This window comes from Polaromonas sp. P1_F6 (assembly GCF_056405695.1).
Map to the genome: position 1 here is coordinate 124,786 of NZ_JBFUBQ010000008.1, position 16,579 is coordinate 141,364.

Here is a 16,579-nt window from a genome sequence, read left to right on the forward strand (position 1 = left end):
CCAAAGGTCGGCACCGGTGCAAGCCAGGCACCAATGCGTGGCGGTGTTTTCCCTGTTCGGTCGTGATGAAACTTCGAGCGCCCGAACGATGGGTAGTGGAGCAACCACCGCGACCACCTCTGCCTTCCACCCGGACCAGAGGCAGCCCAGCCCTGACGGACGCGCGCCGAAAGGATCGGCTGCGCCTGTTGCCATTCGCGCGCCGATTTGATTATTATTGATAACTATTCTTGTGGCTCCGTGACAACCAGTAGAAAGGGCGTATGACCTATCAACCCGCTGTGCAAGATTCGCAATTCATTCTTTTCGACGTGCTGGACGCGGGCGGCCAGTTGCGGCCGATCGAGCGCTTCGCCGATGCCGACAACGACCTGCAGCGGCAGGTTCTGGAGGAAGCGGCAAAGTTCGTCGCCGAGGTTGTGGCGCCGCTGAATGCGGCGGGTGACAACCCCGGCTGCCGCTTCGATGCGGGCGTGGTCATAACGCCTCCGGGATTCGCATCGACCTACAAGGCCTTCTGGCAGGCCGGTTGGCCCGCGCTTTCCTGCGCGCCTGAACACGGCGGGCAAGGCCTGCCCTGGGTGCTGGAAGGTGCGCTATACGAATGGCTCAGCGCCGCCAACCATGGCTGGACCATGGCCCCCGGCCTACTGCACGGAGCCTGTGAGTGCCTGGCCCATCATGGCAGCGATGAATTGAAGGCGACTTACCTGGAGAAGCTTGTCTCCGGCGAATGGCTGGCCACGATGTGCCTTACCGAAGCGCACGCCGGCAGCGATCTCGGACTGGTGCGCACCCGCGCAACGCCGAAGCCGGACGGCAGCTACCGTGTTAACGGCAGCAAGATCTTCATTTCCGGTGGTGATCACGATCTCACCAGCAACATCCTGCATCTCGTCCTCGCGCGCCTGCCGGATGCACCTGCCGGCCCCAAAGGCCTGTCGCTGTTGCTCGCCCCCAAGCTGCTGGCGGACGGCAGCCGCAACCATGTCTACTGCGACCGCATCGAAGAAAAGATGGGCCTGCACGGCAGCCCCACCTGCGCCATGCGCTTCGATGATGCGACAGCCTGGCTGATCGGCCAGCCGGGCGAGGGCCTGAACGCAATGTTCGTGATGATGAATGCGGCGCGTTTGCACGTGGCGCTGCAGGGCATCGGCCTGCTCGACGCCGCATGGCAAAAGGCCGATGCCTATGCGCGCGAGCGCAGGCAGATGCGCGTGCCCGGACCACGCACCAGCACCGAGCCCGCCGACTTCATCATCGGCCACCCGGCGATGCGCCGCCTGCTGGACACGCAGCGGGCCTGGATCGACGGAGGGCGCGTGCTGGCTTACCAGACAGGACTCGAGCTCGACATCGCCAGGCACCACCCCGACCCCGCCCGTCGTGAAAGGGCACAGCAGTGGTGCAGCCTGCTCACACCCGTGTTGAAAGCTGCCTTCACCGATCAGGCTTTCCACGGCGCCAGCGAATGCCTGCAGGTTTTCGGTGGCCATGGCTACATCCGCGAATGGGGAATCGAGCAGACTGTGCGCGATTCACGCGTGACCATGATCTATGAGGGCACCAACGAGATCCAGGCCATCGACTTGCTGGTCCGCAAGGTGATACCGGACGGCGGCAAGACGTTGCGGCAGATGTTCCAGGTCCTGCAGGAGGGCCTGGACGACGGGCGCGCGAACGAGAAGGCTGTATTGAGCTGTTTCGCCCGCCTGGAGATGACGACCGCAGCATTGATCAAGGCCGCGGGTGCGGCGCCCCAGTTGCCCTATTGGGTCGCTGGCGACTACCTGCGCGCGGTGGCGCTGGCGCTGCTCGGTTGGGCTTGGGTGCGAATCTGCAACACGCCTGACGCGCAGGGCCATGAGCGCTGGCAAGGCCCAGGTGAAGCGTTACGGCGCTGGGTGATGCCAGAGTTCGATATGCTGCTGGGCATCATCGAAGATGAAATCGGACGGCAGGACTGACCCGCTTTTCATGTGAACGGGACGGCACTGAATCGACAGTCAACCCCAGCAAGCCGTGGCATGCCTTCTAGCTTTGAACTCCGCGACTGCCCAAGGCTCGCTGCGCGTCGTTTTCAAGCGCGATGGCCTCGTCGAAATGGCGAAGACCGATGTCGTTGAGGACCCGTTTGAAGCTGGCTGCCACCACCGGCTGAAGCGACGCCAGCCTGGCGCCGATTTGCCGGGAAGCCGATTCGAGTTCCTGGTCGGGGACCACTTTCCAGACAAAACCCCAGGCCATCGCCTGCGCGGGTGAGAACTCCTCGCCCAGTAGCATCAGCGCCTTGGCGCGCGCCACGCCTGCATAGGCAGATAAGGTGGCGGTCAATCCACCCGTCACAAAAACCCCGAGGGAGGCCTCCGGCAACTTGAAGCGGGTGCTTTCCCCCGCGACCACAATGTCCGCATTCAGCATCCACTCGAAGCCGGCGCCGACAGTCCAGCCATGGACCGAAGCAACCACCGGCTTGGACAGAGACAGGAGCGCCTTGGCCACAGCCTGCACCAATACCAGATCGTCTTCCGTGGGTGGGCTGCTGACGTCCCTCCCCGCACAGAATGCCCGGCCGTTACCGCACAAAAGGAGCACCCGGACGGCATCGTCGCGCGAAGCCAGCTCTATAGCAGCAAGAAGTGCACGCGCAAGCTCGTTGTCAATGGCGTTGAGTTTGTCGGGCCGGTTCAGGGACACGGTCATGATGCCGTCCACGGACTCGATCAGCAGCTTGGGAGTTGTCATGGGTGTGATTCTGAACCGGGAAGCCATCAGCGAACGTATAAATTTCCGGTCCAATGTTTTTTTTGATCAGACTGTATGCGTATCGACCCGAGGGAGCGGCGGCTTCGCTGCCTGGCTTGCACTTGTATCTCGACGCCAACACCAAAGGACAACTAGGAGTAGGCCGTCGTGGTGCCGATGACGCCGGCACCGAGGACCAGCACCTTCATGCAAGATTTCCCTGGCAGAGGTACTTGGTGTGCAGGTATTCGTCCAAGCCCCAGTGCGAGCCTTCGCGGCCGTAGCCCGATTCCTTGACGCCGCCGAAGGGCGCGGCCTGCGCCGCAATGGCGCCCTCGTTGATGCCGACCAGGCCGGTCTCGAGTGCGGAGGCCACGCGCCACACGCGCTTGATGTTGTTGGAGAAGAAGTAGCCGGCCAGGCCGAAGGGCGTGTCGTTCGCCTGCGCGATCACCTCGTCTTCAGTGCTGAAGCGGAATATGGGCACCACTGGGCCGAAAGTTTCCTCGCAGGACAGCTCCATGTCGGGCGTCGCGCCGGTCAGCACCGTGGGCGCGTAGTAGTTCGGGCCATTGGCGACTTCCGTGCGCACGCGGCTTCCGCCCACGACCGCCTTCGCGCCTTTGGCCACGGCGTCGTTCACGTGGCGCTCGATCTTGTCGACCGCCCGCCCGTTGATCATTGGGCCGATCTCGGCCTCCGCCCAGCTAGCCGGGCCGACCCGCAAGGCGCCCACGCGGGCCGCCAGCTTGTCGACGAAGCGGTCATGCACGGCCTCGTGCGCGAACACGCGGTTGGGGCTCACGCAGGTCTGGCCGCCGTTGCGAAACTTGGCGGCCATCAGGCCTTCGACAGCGGCGTCCAGGTCGGCATCCTCAAACACGATAAAGGGTGCGTTGCCGCCGAGTTCGAGCGAAAGCTTCTTGACCGTGCCGGCCGACTCGCGCGCCAGTATCTTGCCCACAGCCGTGCTGCCGGTAAAGCTGACCTTGCGCACACGGCCGTCACGCAGCCACTCGCCCACCACCTCCGGCGTGCGTTCGCGCGAGGCGGGCACGATGTTCAGCACGCCAGGGGGAACGCCCGCTTCCTCGGCCAGCTTCACGAGGGCCAGGGACGTGAGGGGCGTGTCTTCTGCGGGCTTGGCCACCACCGTGCAACCTGCCGCCAGCGCGGGGGCGATCTTGCGTGCGATCATCGCCGCGGGAAAATTCCAGGGCGTGACCACGGCGACGACGCCAACGGCTTCCCTCAGCACCAGGTAGCGCTTGCTCGACACCGGCGCGGCGATGATCTCGCCGTGGGCGCGCACGCCCTCTTCGGCGAACCACTCCACATAGCCGGCGCTGTAGGCGATTTCGCCGCGTGACTCCGCGAGCGGCTTGCCCTGCTCGCGCGAAATCAGTTCAGCCAGCGGCTCCACGTCGCGCTCGATCAGCGCCTGCCATTTCTTGAGGATCAAGCAGCGATCACGCGGCGAGCGTGCTTTCCAGGCGGGCAGCGCTTCTGCCGCCGCGTCGGCGGCCAGCCGCGCGTCCGCCGCACCGCCGTCGGCCGCCAGGGTGATCAGGCTGTCGTCGGCGGGATTGCGCACCTCGAATTGGCGGCCGTCCTGGGCTGCCTGCCAGCGGCCTGCGATGTAGTTCAGTGTTTGCATGTCAGTTCAATCTGTTCAGTTCAGTTCAGTTCAACGAAAAAATTCCCGATGGCACCCAAGGACGCCGATCTCGATATGCACGCGGCGCTCTCAAGGTCGGCAGTGCGGATCAGGCCGTGCATTCACGCGGCAGCGCCTGGGTCTGCTGCAGTTGCAGCAATTCGTCGGCGCTGCGGTGGCAGAAGACCTCCACGCCGCCTTCGAGTTCGTGCCGCGGCGGCGTCTTGCTGTCGCACACGCCGGCCACGCGCAGGGGGCAACGGTCCAGGAAGCTGCAGATGCCCGCGCGGTCGACAGGCGCCTGCACCAGCGGCAGGGCCGCGCGCTGCGCCGCTCCGACTTCATCGAGCCATCCCGGGCGCAACTCAGGGACGGAATTGGCCAGCAAATGGAAATACGGATGACGCGGCGCATGCGCGAAAGCCGACCGGGTCAGCGACTCCACCTTTTGGCCGGCGTACAGCACCACGATCTCGTCGCACACCGCGCGCACGGTGTTCATGTCGTGGCTGATGAACATGTACGAGACCCCGAGCTCCTTGCGCAGCTGAGCCAGCAGGTCCAGGATGGCGGCGCCCACGACCGTGTCCAGCGCCGAGGTGACTTCGTCGCACAAGATCAGGTCGGGGTCGGCGGCCAGCGCGCGCGCCAGGTTGACGCGCTGCTTCTGCCCGCCGGAAAGCCCCGCAGGCAGGCGCCGGGCACAGGCCTGCGGCAGTTGCACGAGGTCGAGCAGCTGCGCGATGCGTTTGTTCAGGGCCTCGCCCTTCAAGCCGCGGTACAGCTGCAGCGGCCGCGCGAGGATGTCGGAAATGGTGTGCGCAGGATTGAGCGCCGTATCCGCCATCTGGAACACGATCTGGATGCGGCGCAGCTCCTCGGGCGAGCGCTGCGACACCAGGCGTGGCAGCGGCTTGCCGTCGAACATGATCTGGCCGCGGGCGGGGCCGATCAGGCCAGCGACGGCACGGGCCAGCGTGGTCTTGCCGGAGCCGGACTCGCCGATGACGCCGATCGCCTGGCCGCGGTACAGGGTCAGGCTCACATCGTCGAGCACCGGTGAGGCGGGCCGGCCGTGCTTGTCCAGGGGCCCATAGCCGGCGACCAGATTGCGCACCTGCAGCAGCGGCGTAGCGCCTTCGGCCACCGTCTCGCCGCTGCGCGCCTTGGGATTGGCCGCGGCGATCAGGCTGCGCGTGTAGTCGTCCTTCGGCGTGTTGATGATCTGCGCCGTGGTGCCGATCTCGCGCTCGGCGCCGTCGCGCAGCACCAGGATGCGGCCGGCCATCTGGGCCACCACCGCCAGGTCGTGCGTGACGTAGACCGCCGTGGTCTGACGCTCGCGCACCACGCGGCGGAAGGCGTGCAACACCTCGATCTGGGTGGTGACGTCCAGCGCCGTGGTGGGCTCGTCGAAGATCACCAGGTCCGGGTCGCTCATCAGCGCCATCGCGGCCATCAGGCGCTGCAACTGCCCGCCCGAAACCTGGTGCGGGTAACGCTGGCCGATGCTGTCGGGCTGCGGTAGTGCCAGCTCGCGGAACAGCGTCACGGCTTTTTTCTCGGCCTCGGAGCGCGGCATCAGGGAATGGATGTGGGCGGTTTCGACCACCTGGTCCATGATGGTGCGCGACGGATTGAAGGAAGCGGCCGCGCTCTGCGCGATGTAAGAGACACGGCGGCCGCGCAGGCGGCGCCGTTCTGATTCAGACAGGCCCAGCACATCGGTATCGCCGATACGCACGCTGCCTCCGGAGATGCGGCAGCCGTGCCGCGCATAGCCCATGAGCGCCAGGCCTATGGTGGTCTTGCCCGAGCCGGACTCACCGATCAGCGCCAGCACCTCGCCGGGCTCGATGCTGAAGGAAACGCCTTTGACGATCTCTGTATCGCCGCCGGCGGCTTGCGCCACGACGCGCAAGTCATTCACGAGGACAGTGGCACCCATTAATGTTTCTCCCGGTCAGCGTCGGTATGGCCCGGCAGGTTGTCGATCACCAGGTTGACCGCGATGGTCAGCGCGGCGATCGCGAAGGCTGGGGCGAGCACGGACACGCCACCCAGCGGCAAGGCACCGAGGTTCTCGCGCACCAGGGAGCCCCAGTCAGCCATCGGCGGCTGCACGCCCAGGCCCAGGAAGCTCAGGCTCGCCAGCAAGCGCAGGGCGTAGACAAAGCGCAGGCCCATGTCGGCCAGCAACGGGCCGGTGATGTTGGGCAGGATCTCGCGGCGCATGATGTAGGCCCGGCGTTCGCCGCGGGCACGCGCCACCAGCACGTAGTCCATGGCGTTGATGTTCACGGCCAGCGAACGGATGATGCGGTAGGCGCCCGGCGCGTAGACGACGGCCGTCACCGCAATCAGCAGCGGAACCGAAGAGCCGAAACCGGCGATCACCACCAGCGCGAACATCTTGCTCGGGATGGACACCAGCGTGTCCAGCACGCGGCTGAGCACAGCATCGACCGCGCCACCCGCCACGGCGGCCAGCAGCCCGAGAACCGCGCCCACGCCGCAGGCAATCAGCGTTGCGACAAAGGCCACACCGATGGTGTACGGTGTGCCGACAACGATGCGCGTGAGCATGTCGCGGCCCAGGTAGTCAGTGCCGAGCCAATGCTGCGCGCTCATGTCCTGGAACACGCCGGCGTCGGACATCTCGCCAAGCGCGCTGTCAGGCACGAAGCAGGCGAAGATCCCCACGGCCACCCAGAAGGCCAGTACGGCCAGCCCGAGTTTGCCGGCGCGCGACCAGCCTACGAGCCAGGCGCGGCGCCGGGTAACGGCCGTCGAAGAAGCAAGTGTTGCAATAGTCATAGGAAAATCTCCGCGCGGCGCGCTGCGGTGCTCATTGATGCCTCAATCGGGGATTGGCGACGATGCCGCACACGTCGGCGAGCATCACCAGGACAAGGTAGGCCGAGCAGAAGATCATGGCGCAGGCCTGCACCAGTGGCATGTCCCGCTGCGCGACGGCGTCCACCATGAGCTTGGCGATGCCCGGGTAATTGAAGATCACCTCGACGATGATCACGCCGCCAAGCAGGTAAGAAAGGCTCAGCGCCACTGCGTTGGCGATCGGGCCGATGGCATTCGGCAGCGCGTGGAACAGCACGGTGCGCGCGGCGCTGGCGCCTTTGAGCCGCACCATCTCGATATAGGCCGCGGCCAGTTGGTCGATGACGGCCGCGCGCGTCATGCGCAGCATCTGGGCCACGATCACGCTGCCCAGGCTGAGCACCGGCAACGCGAAAGAGCGCAGCATCTCGCCTGGCGACGAAACGTCGACCGCGTACGACAGCGCTGGCAGCCATTTCAGTTGCACCGCGAACACCAGCACTGCCAGCGTGGCCACCAGGAATTCCGGCACCGACACGACGGCCACTGTCGCCATGCTGGTGAAACGGTCGAAAGCCGAGCCGCGCCGCAAGGCGCACAAAATGCCCAGGCCGAGGGCAAGCGGGACGGAAAACACCGTCGTCACCGCGGCCAGCTGCAGCGAAGCGGGCAGGCGGCTGGCGATGGCCTCACCCACCGGCATGCCGGTGACCACGGACTTGCCCGCGTCGCCCTTGGCCATGCCGCCCAGCCAGTCGAAGTAGCGCAGCACCGGGCTTCGGTCCAGGCCCATCTCGGTGCGCAAGGCCTTCACCGCCTCGGGCGTAGCGTCCTGCCCCAGCTTCTCTTCGGCCGCGTCGCCCGGCAGCACGGAGGTGATGGCGAACACCACCACCGACACCGCCAGCAGTGAGCCGAGCCCGGCGAGTATGCGGCCGCCGACCAGTTTCAGGATAGTGAGATTCATACGAGGCTCTTCCATTCAAGTGCCGGCGCGGAACCGGCTTTGCCGGGCCGCAGAGGGCGCCCCCCTAGGGGGGAGGCGCCGAAGGCGCTTCGGGGGGGAGTCATCCTTCCAGCCACACGTGTTCGGCAAAGCCGTAGCCCATCATCCCACCCAGCGGGTTCACCTGCAGGCCTTTGAGCTTCTTGTTGTGGCCGTCCAGGCTGGAGAGGAACATCGGGATACCGATGCCGCCGTCCTGGTTGATCAGCGTCTGCATGTCGGCGTACATCTGGGTCCGCTTGGCCGTGTCGGTTTCGGCGCGCGCGCCCACCAGCAGCTGGTCAAACTTCTCGCTCTTCCAGCCCGCTTCGTTCCAGGGCGCATCGGACTTGAAGAACAGCGTCAGGGCCAGGTCGGCCGTGGGGCGCGTATTGACGTTGCCGAAATTGATCGGGTGTTTCATCCAGTGCTGCGACCAGTAACCGTCGGCCGGCATATTGCGCACATCCAGGTTCAGGCCGGCTTGCCGCGCCGCATGCTGCAGCACCAGCGCCATCTCCACCGAGCTGGTGGCCGCGGACGAGGCCACCATCGGGATGGCGGCGCTGCCCAGGTTGGCCTTCTTCAGGTGCCACTTGGCCTTGTCGGCGTCGTAGGGGCGCTGCGGCAGGCCCTTGAAGAAGAAGCGGTTGCCCGGCGCGATGGGCTGGTCGTTGGCCACAACGCCGCGGCCCAGCTGGATGGACTTGAGCATCTGTTCGCGGTTGAACAGCAGCTTCATGGCCATCACGAAGTCCGGGTTGGCGCCCGGGCCGCTGTCGCGCCGCATGATCAGGTCGGTATACGAAACGCCCTTGGTCTCGAAGATGGCGGCCTTGCCGCTGGCGTTGACGCGGTCGATCGAGCGCGGGTTGACCGTGCCGATCAGGTCCAGCTCACCCGCCAGCAGCGCGTTGACGCGCGCCGACTCGTCGCTGATGCCCACGTACTCGATCTCGTCCAGGTAGGGGCGGCCGGGCTTCCAGTAGCTCTCGTTGCGCACGCCGATGGAACGCACGCCGGGCTTGAACTCCTTGACCTTGTAGGGGCCCGTGCCGATACCGGCGTTGAAGTCGGTCGTGCCGTCCTTGATGATGTGGAAGTGGTAGGTGCCCAGGATGGCCGGCAGGTCGGCGTTGGGGGCCACCAGGCGGATGGTGACTTCATTGGGGCCGGAGGCCGTCACGTCTTCGATCTGGTCGGCCAGCACCTTGGCTTTGGAGCCGGTGGCCGGGTTCTTGTGGCGCATCATGGAGAACACCACGTCGGCCGGCGCGAGCGGTTTGCCGTCGTGGAAGGTCACGCCCTTGCGCAGCTTGAAGATCCAGGTCTTGGCATCCTTGGTGGTGAACTCCTCGGCCAGCGAGGGCTGGGGCGTGAGGCTGCTGTCCAGCCAGGTCAGCCCGTTGTAGAAAGTGAAGCCGCGGGCGTAGTCGGCCTGGTTGGCCTGCTTGGCCGGGTCCAGCGTGTCGCTCACGGAGGAGACCGCGCCCGCCACCTTGATGCGGCCGCCCTTGCGCGGCGTTGGCGTTTGCGCCTGTGCATTCGCGGCAAGGCCCGCAATGCTGCCGGCCAGGGCCGCCTGCATGCCGCCGGCCGTCAACATGGCCAATACATCGCGCCGGCTCGCGCCGCGCTGCAACGCACCCAGGATGCGTGTGCTCTCTTCGGGGCCGATGAGGCCGTTCAGCTGCTTGTTATCTGCCATGGTTTTCTCCTAGTCATCTCGTGGGTGGGGTAAAGGCATTGGAGCACCTGCCGACCGGGGATATACCTCGATCACGCCGGGGCGCTTGGTTAAAACTGCGGTTTTGCGGATAGCCGGCGGCATGGTGTGCGGCGCGCCCCCGATGGCTTGCTGTCCGGCTCAGGCAGCCCGCCCTTGCGATGCCGCGGCGCGTGCGGGCTACCCGGCGCATGGCAAAACCAGTCAGCGTGCCGCGGCAATCGAAGCCGGTGGACTTGGGACGAGAGCTCATGAAAGCGTCCTCCTGGAGGGGGTGGTGCAAAGCCTGTGCCGGTTCGCCGGCGCCATGCAATGAATGCTATTGAAGCACCGCCGCAGATGCTGCGGTTGTGCGCCGCTTGCGCACCGTTCATGCCGAATGCCCACGCTTAAACGGCAGATCAATTCCGGTCAAGGGCGTACCATGACTTCGATTCTTTTGAGAGGGAAAGCATGGAATATGACGACACAATGCGGGGGTTCCGCAAGGGCAATTTCCCCGCGGTGCAGCGCGGAATCAACCGCGCCGCGGCAAAGGATATGCGCCCATGAACGTCTCCCTTGTTGAGCAGCTCAAAGCCGCCGGCCGGCTGGATCGCCTGTTCATAGACGGCGAGTGGGTCCTGCCCGCAGGGCAAGCCCGGGCTAGCGTCATCAACCCGTCGACCGAGGAGCCCATCGCACAGATCGCCTTGGGAACCTCTGAAGACGTCGCGACGGCTGTGGCCGCTGCCCGCAGCGCCTTCGCCAGCTGGTCCGTCAGTTCCACCGAAAGCCGGGCCTTGCTGCTCGGCCGCGTCCACGCCCTGATCCTTGAGCGGGCGGAACTGTTCGCCCAGGCGATCTCACTGGAGATGGGCGCCGCCATCGGCTTTGCGCGCAGCACACAGGTGCCGGTCGCAGCCGAGCACATCCGCGTGGCCCGTGACAACCTGGCCAGCTATCCCTTCCTCTCCCACCGGGAGGGCGTGACTATCCAGCGCGAGGCCATTGGCGTGTGCGGCCTGATCACGCCCTGGAACTGGCCGCTCTACCAGATCACCGCCAAGGTCGGCCCCGCCCTGGCCGCCGGATGCACCGTGGTCCTCAAACCCAGCGAGCTGTCGCCGCTGAGCGCCTTGCTGTTTGCCGAGGTGGTGCACGACGCCGGCATCCCGCCGGGTGTGTTCAACCTGGTGAGCGGCAATGGGCCCGAGGTCGGCGCCGCGCTGTCGGCGCATCCAGACGTGGACATGATCTCGATCACCGGCTCGACCCGGGCCGGCGTGCTGGTGGCCCAGGCGGCGGCCCCGACGGTCAAACGTGTGGCCCAGGAGCTCGGCGGCAAATCGCCCAACGTGATCCTGCCGGACGCGGACCTGGCTCGCGCCGTACCGGCGGGCGTGGCGGCCGCCTTTCGCAACGTCGGCCAGTCTTGCAGCGCGCCGACCCGCATGATCGTGCCACGCGAGCGCCTGCAGGAGGTTGAGCGGATCGTGCTCGAAGCGGCCTTGAGCTTTGTCGTGGGCGATCCGCTCTCRCCGCAGACCACGCACGGCCCGGTGGCCAACCGCGCGCAGTTCAACCGGGTGCAGGAAATGATTGCCACCGGGATTGCCGAGGGTGCGCGCCTCATTTGCGGCGGCCCCGGCCGGCCTGAGGGCCTGGAACGCGGCTTCTATTGCCGCCCGACCATCTTCTCCGGCGTGAACTCCCAAATGCAGATCGCGCAGGAAGAAATCTTCGGGCCGGTGCTTGTGATCATCGCCTACGACAGCGTGGATGAGGCGGTAGAGATCGCCAACGACACGGTCTACGGCCTGGGCGCGCACGTGCAGGGCCAGGACCTCCCCGCGGCGCGTGCGGTTGCGGCGCGCATCCGCTCGGGGCAGGTGCACATCAACTACCCGGCCTGGAGCCCCCATGCCCCCTTTGGCGGCTACAAGCGCTCGGGCAATGGCCGCGAATACGGCATCGAAGGCCTTGAGGAGTACCTGGAAACCAAGGCAATTCTTGGTTTCGGGCAGGAGCAGCCGGCATGAGCGCGGCCTTGGTGCAAAAAATGCAGACATCCAACAACGACCAGAATCCATCCATGTCCCAGCCCCTGCGCCTCCTCGAGACTTCCAGCACCCCGCCAGCCAGCGCCGATGTCGTCGTGATCGGCGGCGGGATCATCGGTGTCTTTACCGCCTACTACCTGGCCAAGCGCGGCATGTCGGTCGCACTGGTCGAAAAAGGCCACATCGGCGCCGAACAATCGAGCCGCAACTGGGGCTGGTGCCGCCAGCAGAACCGCGATGCGCGCGAGCTGCCCATGGCCACCAAAAGCCTCGAACTCTGGGACCAGTTTGCCGCCGACAGCGGCGAAGACACCGGCTTCACGCGCTGCGGCTTGTTGTACCTCAGCGATGACGAAGCCCAGATTGCAGGCTGGGCCAAGTGGCGCGAATTCGCCACGACCGCCGGCGTGACCACACACATGCTGAGCGGCCGCGAAGCTTCGGAGCGGGGCCAGGCGACCGGCCGCGCGTGGAAGGGCGGCGTCTTCTCACCCAGCGACGGGACGGCCGACCCGGCCAAGGCGGCGCCTGCCGTGGCGGCCGCGCTCATGAAGCTCGGCGGCACCGTCCACCAGAACTGCGCCGCGCGCGGCATCGAGATGGAGGGCGGCCGGCTCAGCGGCGTCGTCACCGAAGCAGGGACCATCAAGACCCGCACCGCGGTTCTCGCGGGCGGTGCGTGGGCGTCTTCGTTCTGCAACCAGCTCGGCGTGCAGTTTCCGCTCGCCACGATACGCCAGTCCATCGTGCGCCTGTCGCCGGTGGCGCAGCAACTGCCGGCAGCGCTGACCAGCCCGCGCGTCGCCATCACCCGGCGCCCCGACGGCCATTACGTGCTGGCCATCAGCGGCCGTGGGCGCGCCGACCCCACGCCGCAGCTGCTGCGCTTCGCGCCGCAGTTCATCCCGATGTTCGCCAAGCGCTGGCGCAACGTGTTTCCCGGCGGCCTGGAAGGCATACGCTGGGGCCACGAAACCCGCGCGCGATGGAAGCTGGACGCCCCCACCCCCATGGAACGGGCGCGCATCCTCAACCCCAAGCCCGACCCCGCGGGTGTCCGCGAAATCCACCGCCGTGCCGTCGACTTGCTGCCCGCGCTGCGCGAAGCCCGCATCGCCAACACCTGGGCGGGCTATATCGACAGCACGCCCGACGGCGTGCCGGGTATCGGGGAACTGCCGCAGGTGCCCGGCCTCATCCTGGCCGCGGGTTTTTCGGGACACGGTTTCGGCATTGGCCCCGGCGCCGGCCACCTGATTGCCGACATCGTGTCGGGGGCCGAGCCGATCTTCGATCCGAAACCTTTCGACCCCGCCCGGTTCAAGGAGTCGATGTGGGGCAAGGTGGCCGATTTCTAAAGGGCATTTGCAAACCGGGGCCAAGCAAAATTCCGGCAAGCCCCCGGATTGAAACGGATTCCACTTGCACCGCATGTGAATGCGGCATTTCGGAAGGCGGGGAATTCATAGACTTATATCCATCCCAACAGCGTGGATCCTTCTATGACATTCAAACCCAAATTCATCAGCTTCGACTGCTACGGCACGCTCATCAACTTCGAGATGGGCCCGACCGCCAAAAGCCTGTTCAAAGACCGCGTTCCGGCCGGCCGGATGCCGGCCTTCCTGGACAGCTTTCGCGCCTATCGACTCGACGAGGTCCTGGGCGAGTGGAAGCCCTTCTTCGAGGTTGTGGAGAATTCGATCCGCCGTGCCTGCAAGGCGCACGGCATAGCCTGCCAGCCATCGGATGCCATCGCGCTGTACGACGCCATTCCCGCCTGGCAACCGCACCCGAACGTCGTCGAGGTTCTGGAGGCGATCGCGCCGCACGTGCCGCTGGTGATCCTCTCGAACTCTATGGTCGACCTGATCCCGGCCAGCGTCGCCCACCTGAAGGCGAAGTTCCACGCGGTCTACACCGCCGAGGAAGCGCGCGCCTACAAACCGCGCTTCCAGGCCTTCGAGTACATGTTCGACCAGCTCGGATGCGCGCCCGACCAGATGATGCACGTCTCGTCGAGCTTTCGCTACGACCTGATGACGGCCTCCGACCTGGGCTTCATGGCCAAGGCCTTCATAGACCGCGGGCATGAACCGACTTCCGACGCCTACGGTGTCAGCCGTTTGACCGACGTCCGCCAGCTTCCCGGCCTGCTCGGCCTATGACGGCGCTGAGCACCACCGCGCCCGACCTCGCGCCGGCGGCAGTGGAGGCCCTGGTCCGCCGCCTCTACGGCATCGAGGGTTCCACCCGGCCATTGGCGGGCGAGCGCGACCAGAACTGCCTGGTAGAGGCGGCCGACGGCTCTCGCTACGTCCTGAAGATCAGCAACCCGTCGGAGTCCCCCGCGGTCGTCGACTTCCAGATCGCGGCGCTAGACCACATCGCCCGCATGTCACCGGACCAGCCGGTGCCGCGCGTCGTGCGAACACTCCAAGGACACACGCACGACACGGTCGCGCTAGCCGGGGGCGTCCAGACACGCGTGCGCATGCTGAGCTACCTGGACGGCATCCAGATTCGCGAGACCGTGCGCACCGCCGAACAGCGGTGCGCCATGGGCGCCGGGCTTGCCGGCTTGAACCGCGCGCTGCAAGGCTTCGCGCATCCGGGCGCGGCGCATGACCTGCTGTGGAACGTCGCCACGGCGCATCGCCTGGGCGAACAGCTGGGCAGCCTCGTGGACGGCAAGCAGCGCGCGCTGGCCCAGGCCTTCATGACGCGCTTCACCACGCACGTGCTGCCGCGCCTGTCATCGCTGCGGTCCCAGGTGATCCACAACGACTACCACCTCTACAACGTGCTGGTCGCACCCGACGACCCGGCGCGCATCGTGGGCATCATCGACTTCGGCGACATGGTGCACGCACCGCTGGTCGGCGAGGTGGCGACGGCCGCCGCCTTCCACATGGCCGGCAACCCCGACCCTTTCGAGGGACCGGCCCAGTTCGTGGCCGCCTATCACGCGGTGCTGCCGCTGACCGGCGCCGAACAGGAGGTCCTTGCCGATCTCCTGGCCACGCGACACCTCATCACGGCGTTGATTTCGGAATGGCGCGCCGCGCGTTATCCCGAGAACCGCGCCTACATCATGCGGCACAACCCCGCGGCATGGGAAGGTTTGTCCCAGATGGCCGATCTTTCCCGCGACACCGCACGCGACCGGCTGCTGGCCGGCGTACACGTACAAACAGGAGCCCATCAATGAAAAGCACCACCGACCTGAACATGGTCAATGCCTATATCCCCGGCCGCGCCGACGTGGACCCGGCCACCGCGCAAATGATCGCGCGCCGCGACGCCCTGCTCGGCCCGGCCTACCGCCTGATGTATGAGCGGCCGCTGCACATCGTGCGCGGCGAAGGTGCCTGGCTGATCGACCCCGAGGGACGCCGCTACCTCGACGCCTACAACAACGTCACCTCGCTCGGGCATTGCCACCCGGCGGTGACCGAGGCGATCTGCCGGCAGGTGCAGACGCTGGCGACCAACACGCGCTATCTGCACGACACGATCCTCGAACTGGCCGAACGCCTGCTCGCCAGCGTGCCGGGGACCGACCTGGCCCACCTGATGCTGACCTGCACGGGCAGCGAGGCCAACGACCTCGCCTATCGCATCGCCAAGGTCCGCACCGGCGGCACCGGCATGATCGTGACCGACACCGCCTACCACGGCATCACCGATGCGGTGGCCAAGTTCTCGCCCTCGCTGGGCGTGAGCGTCGATCTCGGCGTGCATGTGCGCCTGGTGCCGGCGCCGCGCCAGTACCACGCCGGGGGCGCCGACCTGTCCGAGCGCTTCACACGCGACGTCGAGGCGGCCATCGCCGACCTGCGGCGCCACGGCATCCAGCCGGCCGCGCTGATTGTCGATTCACTGTTCACCAGCGACGGCATACTCCCCGGACCGCAAGGCTTCCTGAAGGGTGCAGTCGACGCGATCAAGCGGGCGGGCGGCCTCTTCATTGCCGACGAAGTGCAGCCCGGCTTCGGCCGGACCGGCGAACACCTTTGGGGTTTCCAGCGCCATGGCGTGGTGCCCGACATCGTCACCATGGGCAAACCGATGGGCAACGGCCAACCCATCGCGGGATTGCTGGCGACCGCCGACGTGCTGGCCGAATTCGGCAAGAGCTCGCGCTACTTCAACACCTTCGCGGGCAACACCGTTTCCTGCGCGGCGGCACTGGCGGTACTGGACACGATAGAGCGGGACGGTCTGGTGCAGCATGCCGCCAAGGTGGGCAAGATTCTTCACGACGGCATCGCCACCCTGGCAGCCCGCCACGAGGCTATCGGTGACGTGCGCGGTGCCGGCATGTTTGTCGGGGTCGAACTGGTCTCAGACCGGGCATCGCGCGCGCCGGACCGCGGCCTGACGAGTCAGGTGGTCAACCGGATGCGCGACAAGGGCGTGCTGATCAGCGCCTGCGCGATGGGGCACAACGTGCTCAAGATTCGCCCGCCGCTGGTGCTGTCGGCGGACCAGGCCGGCCTCGTCATCCAGGCGCTCGACGAATCCCTGGCCGAAGCGCGGGCGGCCGGTACTCACTAGCCGCATTCGGTATCCGGCGCTAC

The 16,579-nt window shown here is 66.4% G+C and carries 12 protein-coding genes; 6 read left to right on the forward strand and 6 right to left on the reverse strand.

Annotation, left to right across the window (positions count from 1 at the left end; translation table 11 throughout):
• The first annotated feature begins 263 nt into the window (after positions 1 to 263).
• Positions 264 to 1,970 (forward strand): acyl-CoA dehydrogenase family protein, encoded by a 1,707-nt coding sequence (locus AC1DY9_RS19750; protein WP_477667412.1) that lies wholly within the window; start codon positions 264 to 266, stop codon positions 1,968 to 1,970.
• Between the two features lie 67 nt (positions 1,971 to 2,037).
• Here the strand turns inward: AC1DY9_RS19750 and AC1DY9_RS19755 are convergent, their stop codons facing one another.
• The 6 genes from AC1DY9_RS19755 to AC1DY9_RS19780 all read right to left on the reverse strand — a co-directional run bounded on the left by AC1DY9_RS19755 (position 2,038) and on the right by AC1DY9_RS19780 (position 9,936).
• On the reverse strand, positions 2,038 to 2,748 hold the full coding sequence (locus AC1DY9_RS19755; protein ID WP_477667413.1) for an enoyl-CoA hydratase/isomerase family protein: 711 nt from the start codon (positions 2,746 to 2,748) through the stop codon (positions 2,038 to 2,040).
• Positions 2,749 to 2,953: 205 nt separating this feature from the next.
• Positions 2,954 to 4,405 carry an NAD-dependent succinate-semialdehyde dehydrogenase gene (locus AC1DY9_RS19760; protein ID WP_457282511.1) on the reverse strand — a complete coding sequence of 484 codons (1,452 nt, stop codon included), beginning with the start codon at positions 4,403 to 4,405 and terminating at the stop codon, positions 2,954 to 2,956.
• Positions 4,406 to 4,514: 109 nt separating this feature from the next.
• A complete protein-coding gene (locus AC1DY9_RS19765; RefSeq protein ID WP_457282510.1) occupies positions 4,515 to 6,353 on the reverse strand; it encodes an ABC transporter ATP-binding protein in 1,839 nt (612 codons plus the stop codon).
• On the reverse strand, positions 6,353 to 7,222 hold the full coding sequence (locus tag AC1DY9_RS19770; protein ID WP_457282509.1) for an ABC transporter permease: 870 nt from the start codon (positions 7,220 to 7,222) through the stop codon (positions 6,353 to 6,355). Before AC1DY9_RS19770 ends, AC1DY9_RS19765 begins: the two co-directional genes overlap by 1 nt.
• Before the next feature lie 31 nt (positions 7,223 to 7,253).
• Positions 7,254 to 8,210, reverse strand: coding sequence for an ABC transporter permease (locus AC1DY9_RS19775; RefSeq protein WP_457282508.1), 957 nt, complete (start codon positions 8,208 to 8,210; stop codon positions 7,254 to 7,256).
• Between the two features lie 100 nt (positions 8,211 to 8,310).
• Complete coding sequence (locus tag AC1DY9_RS19780) at positions 8,311 to 9,936, reverse strand: ABC transporter substrate-binding protein (protein ID WP_457282507.1); 1,626 nt, start codon at positions 9,934 to 9,936, stop codon at positions 8,311 to 8,313.
• A gap of 566 nt (positions 9,937 to 10,502) precedes the next feature.
• Here AC1DY9_RS19780 and AC1DY9_RS19785 point away from each other — a divergent pair.
• The 5 genes from AC1DY9_RS19785 to AC1DY9_RS19805 all read left to right on the forward strand — a co-directional run bounded on the left by AC1DY9_RS19785 (position 10,503) and on the right by AC1DY9_RS19805 (position 16,556).
• Complete coding sequence (locus AC1DY9_RS19785; protein ID WP_477667414.1) at positions 10,503 to 11,975, forward strand: aldehyde dehydrogenase family protein; 1,473 nt, start codon at positions 10,503 to 10,505, stop codon at positions 11,973 to 11,975.
• Between the two features lie 53 nt (positions 11,976 to 12,028).
• Positions 12,029 to 13,354 carry an NAD(P)/FAD-dependent oxidoreductase gene (locus AC1DY9_RS19790; RefSeq protein ID WP_477667415.1) on the forward strand — a complete coding sequence of 442 codons (1,326 nt, stop codon included), beginning with the start codon at positions 12,029 to 12,031 and terminating at the stop codon, positions 13,352 to 13,354.
• A gap of 144 nt (positions 13,355 to 13,498) precedes the next feature.
• Positions 13,499 to 14,164, forward strand: a complete 666-nt coding sequence (locus tag AC1DY9_RS19795; RefSeq protein ID WP_477667416.1) for a haloacid dehalogenase type II — start codon at positions 13,499 to 13,501, stop codon at positions 14,162 to 14,164.
• A complete protein-coding gene (locus AC1DY9_RS19800; protein ID WP_477667417.1) occupies positions 14,161 to 15,207 on the forward strand; it encodes a phosphotransferase in 1,047 nt (348 codons plus the stop codon). Before AC1DY9_RS19795 ends, AC1DY9_RS19800 begins: the two co-directional genes overlap by 4 nt.
• Entirely contained in the window at positions 15,204 to 16,556 is a 1,353-nt protein-coding gene (locus AC1DY9_RS19805; RefSeq protein WP_477667418.1) for an aspartate aminotransferase family protein, read from the forward strand. Before AC1DY9_RS19800 ends, AC1DY9_RS19805 begins: the two co-directional genes overlap by 4 nt.
• Positions 16,557 to 16,579: the final 23 nt, after the last annotated feature.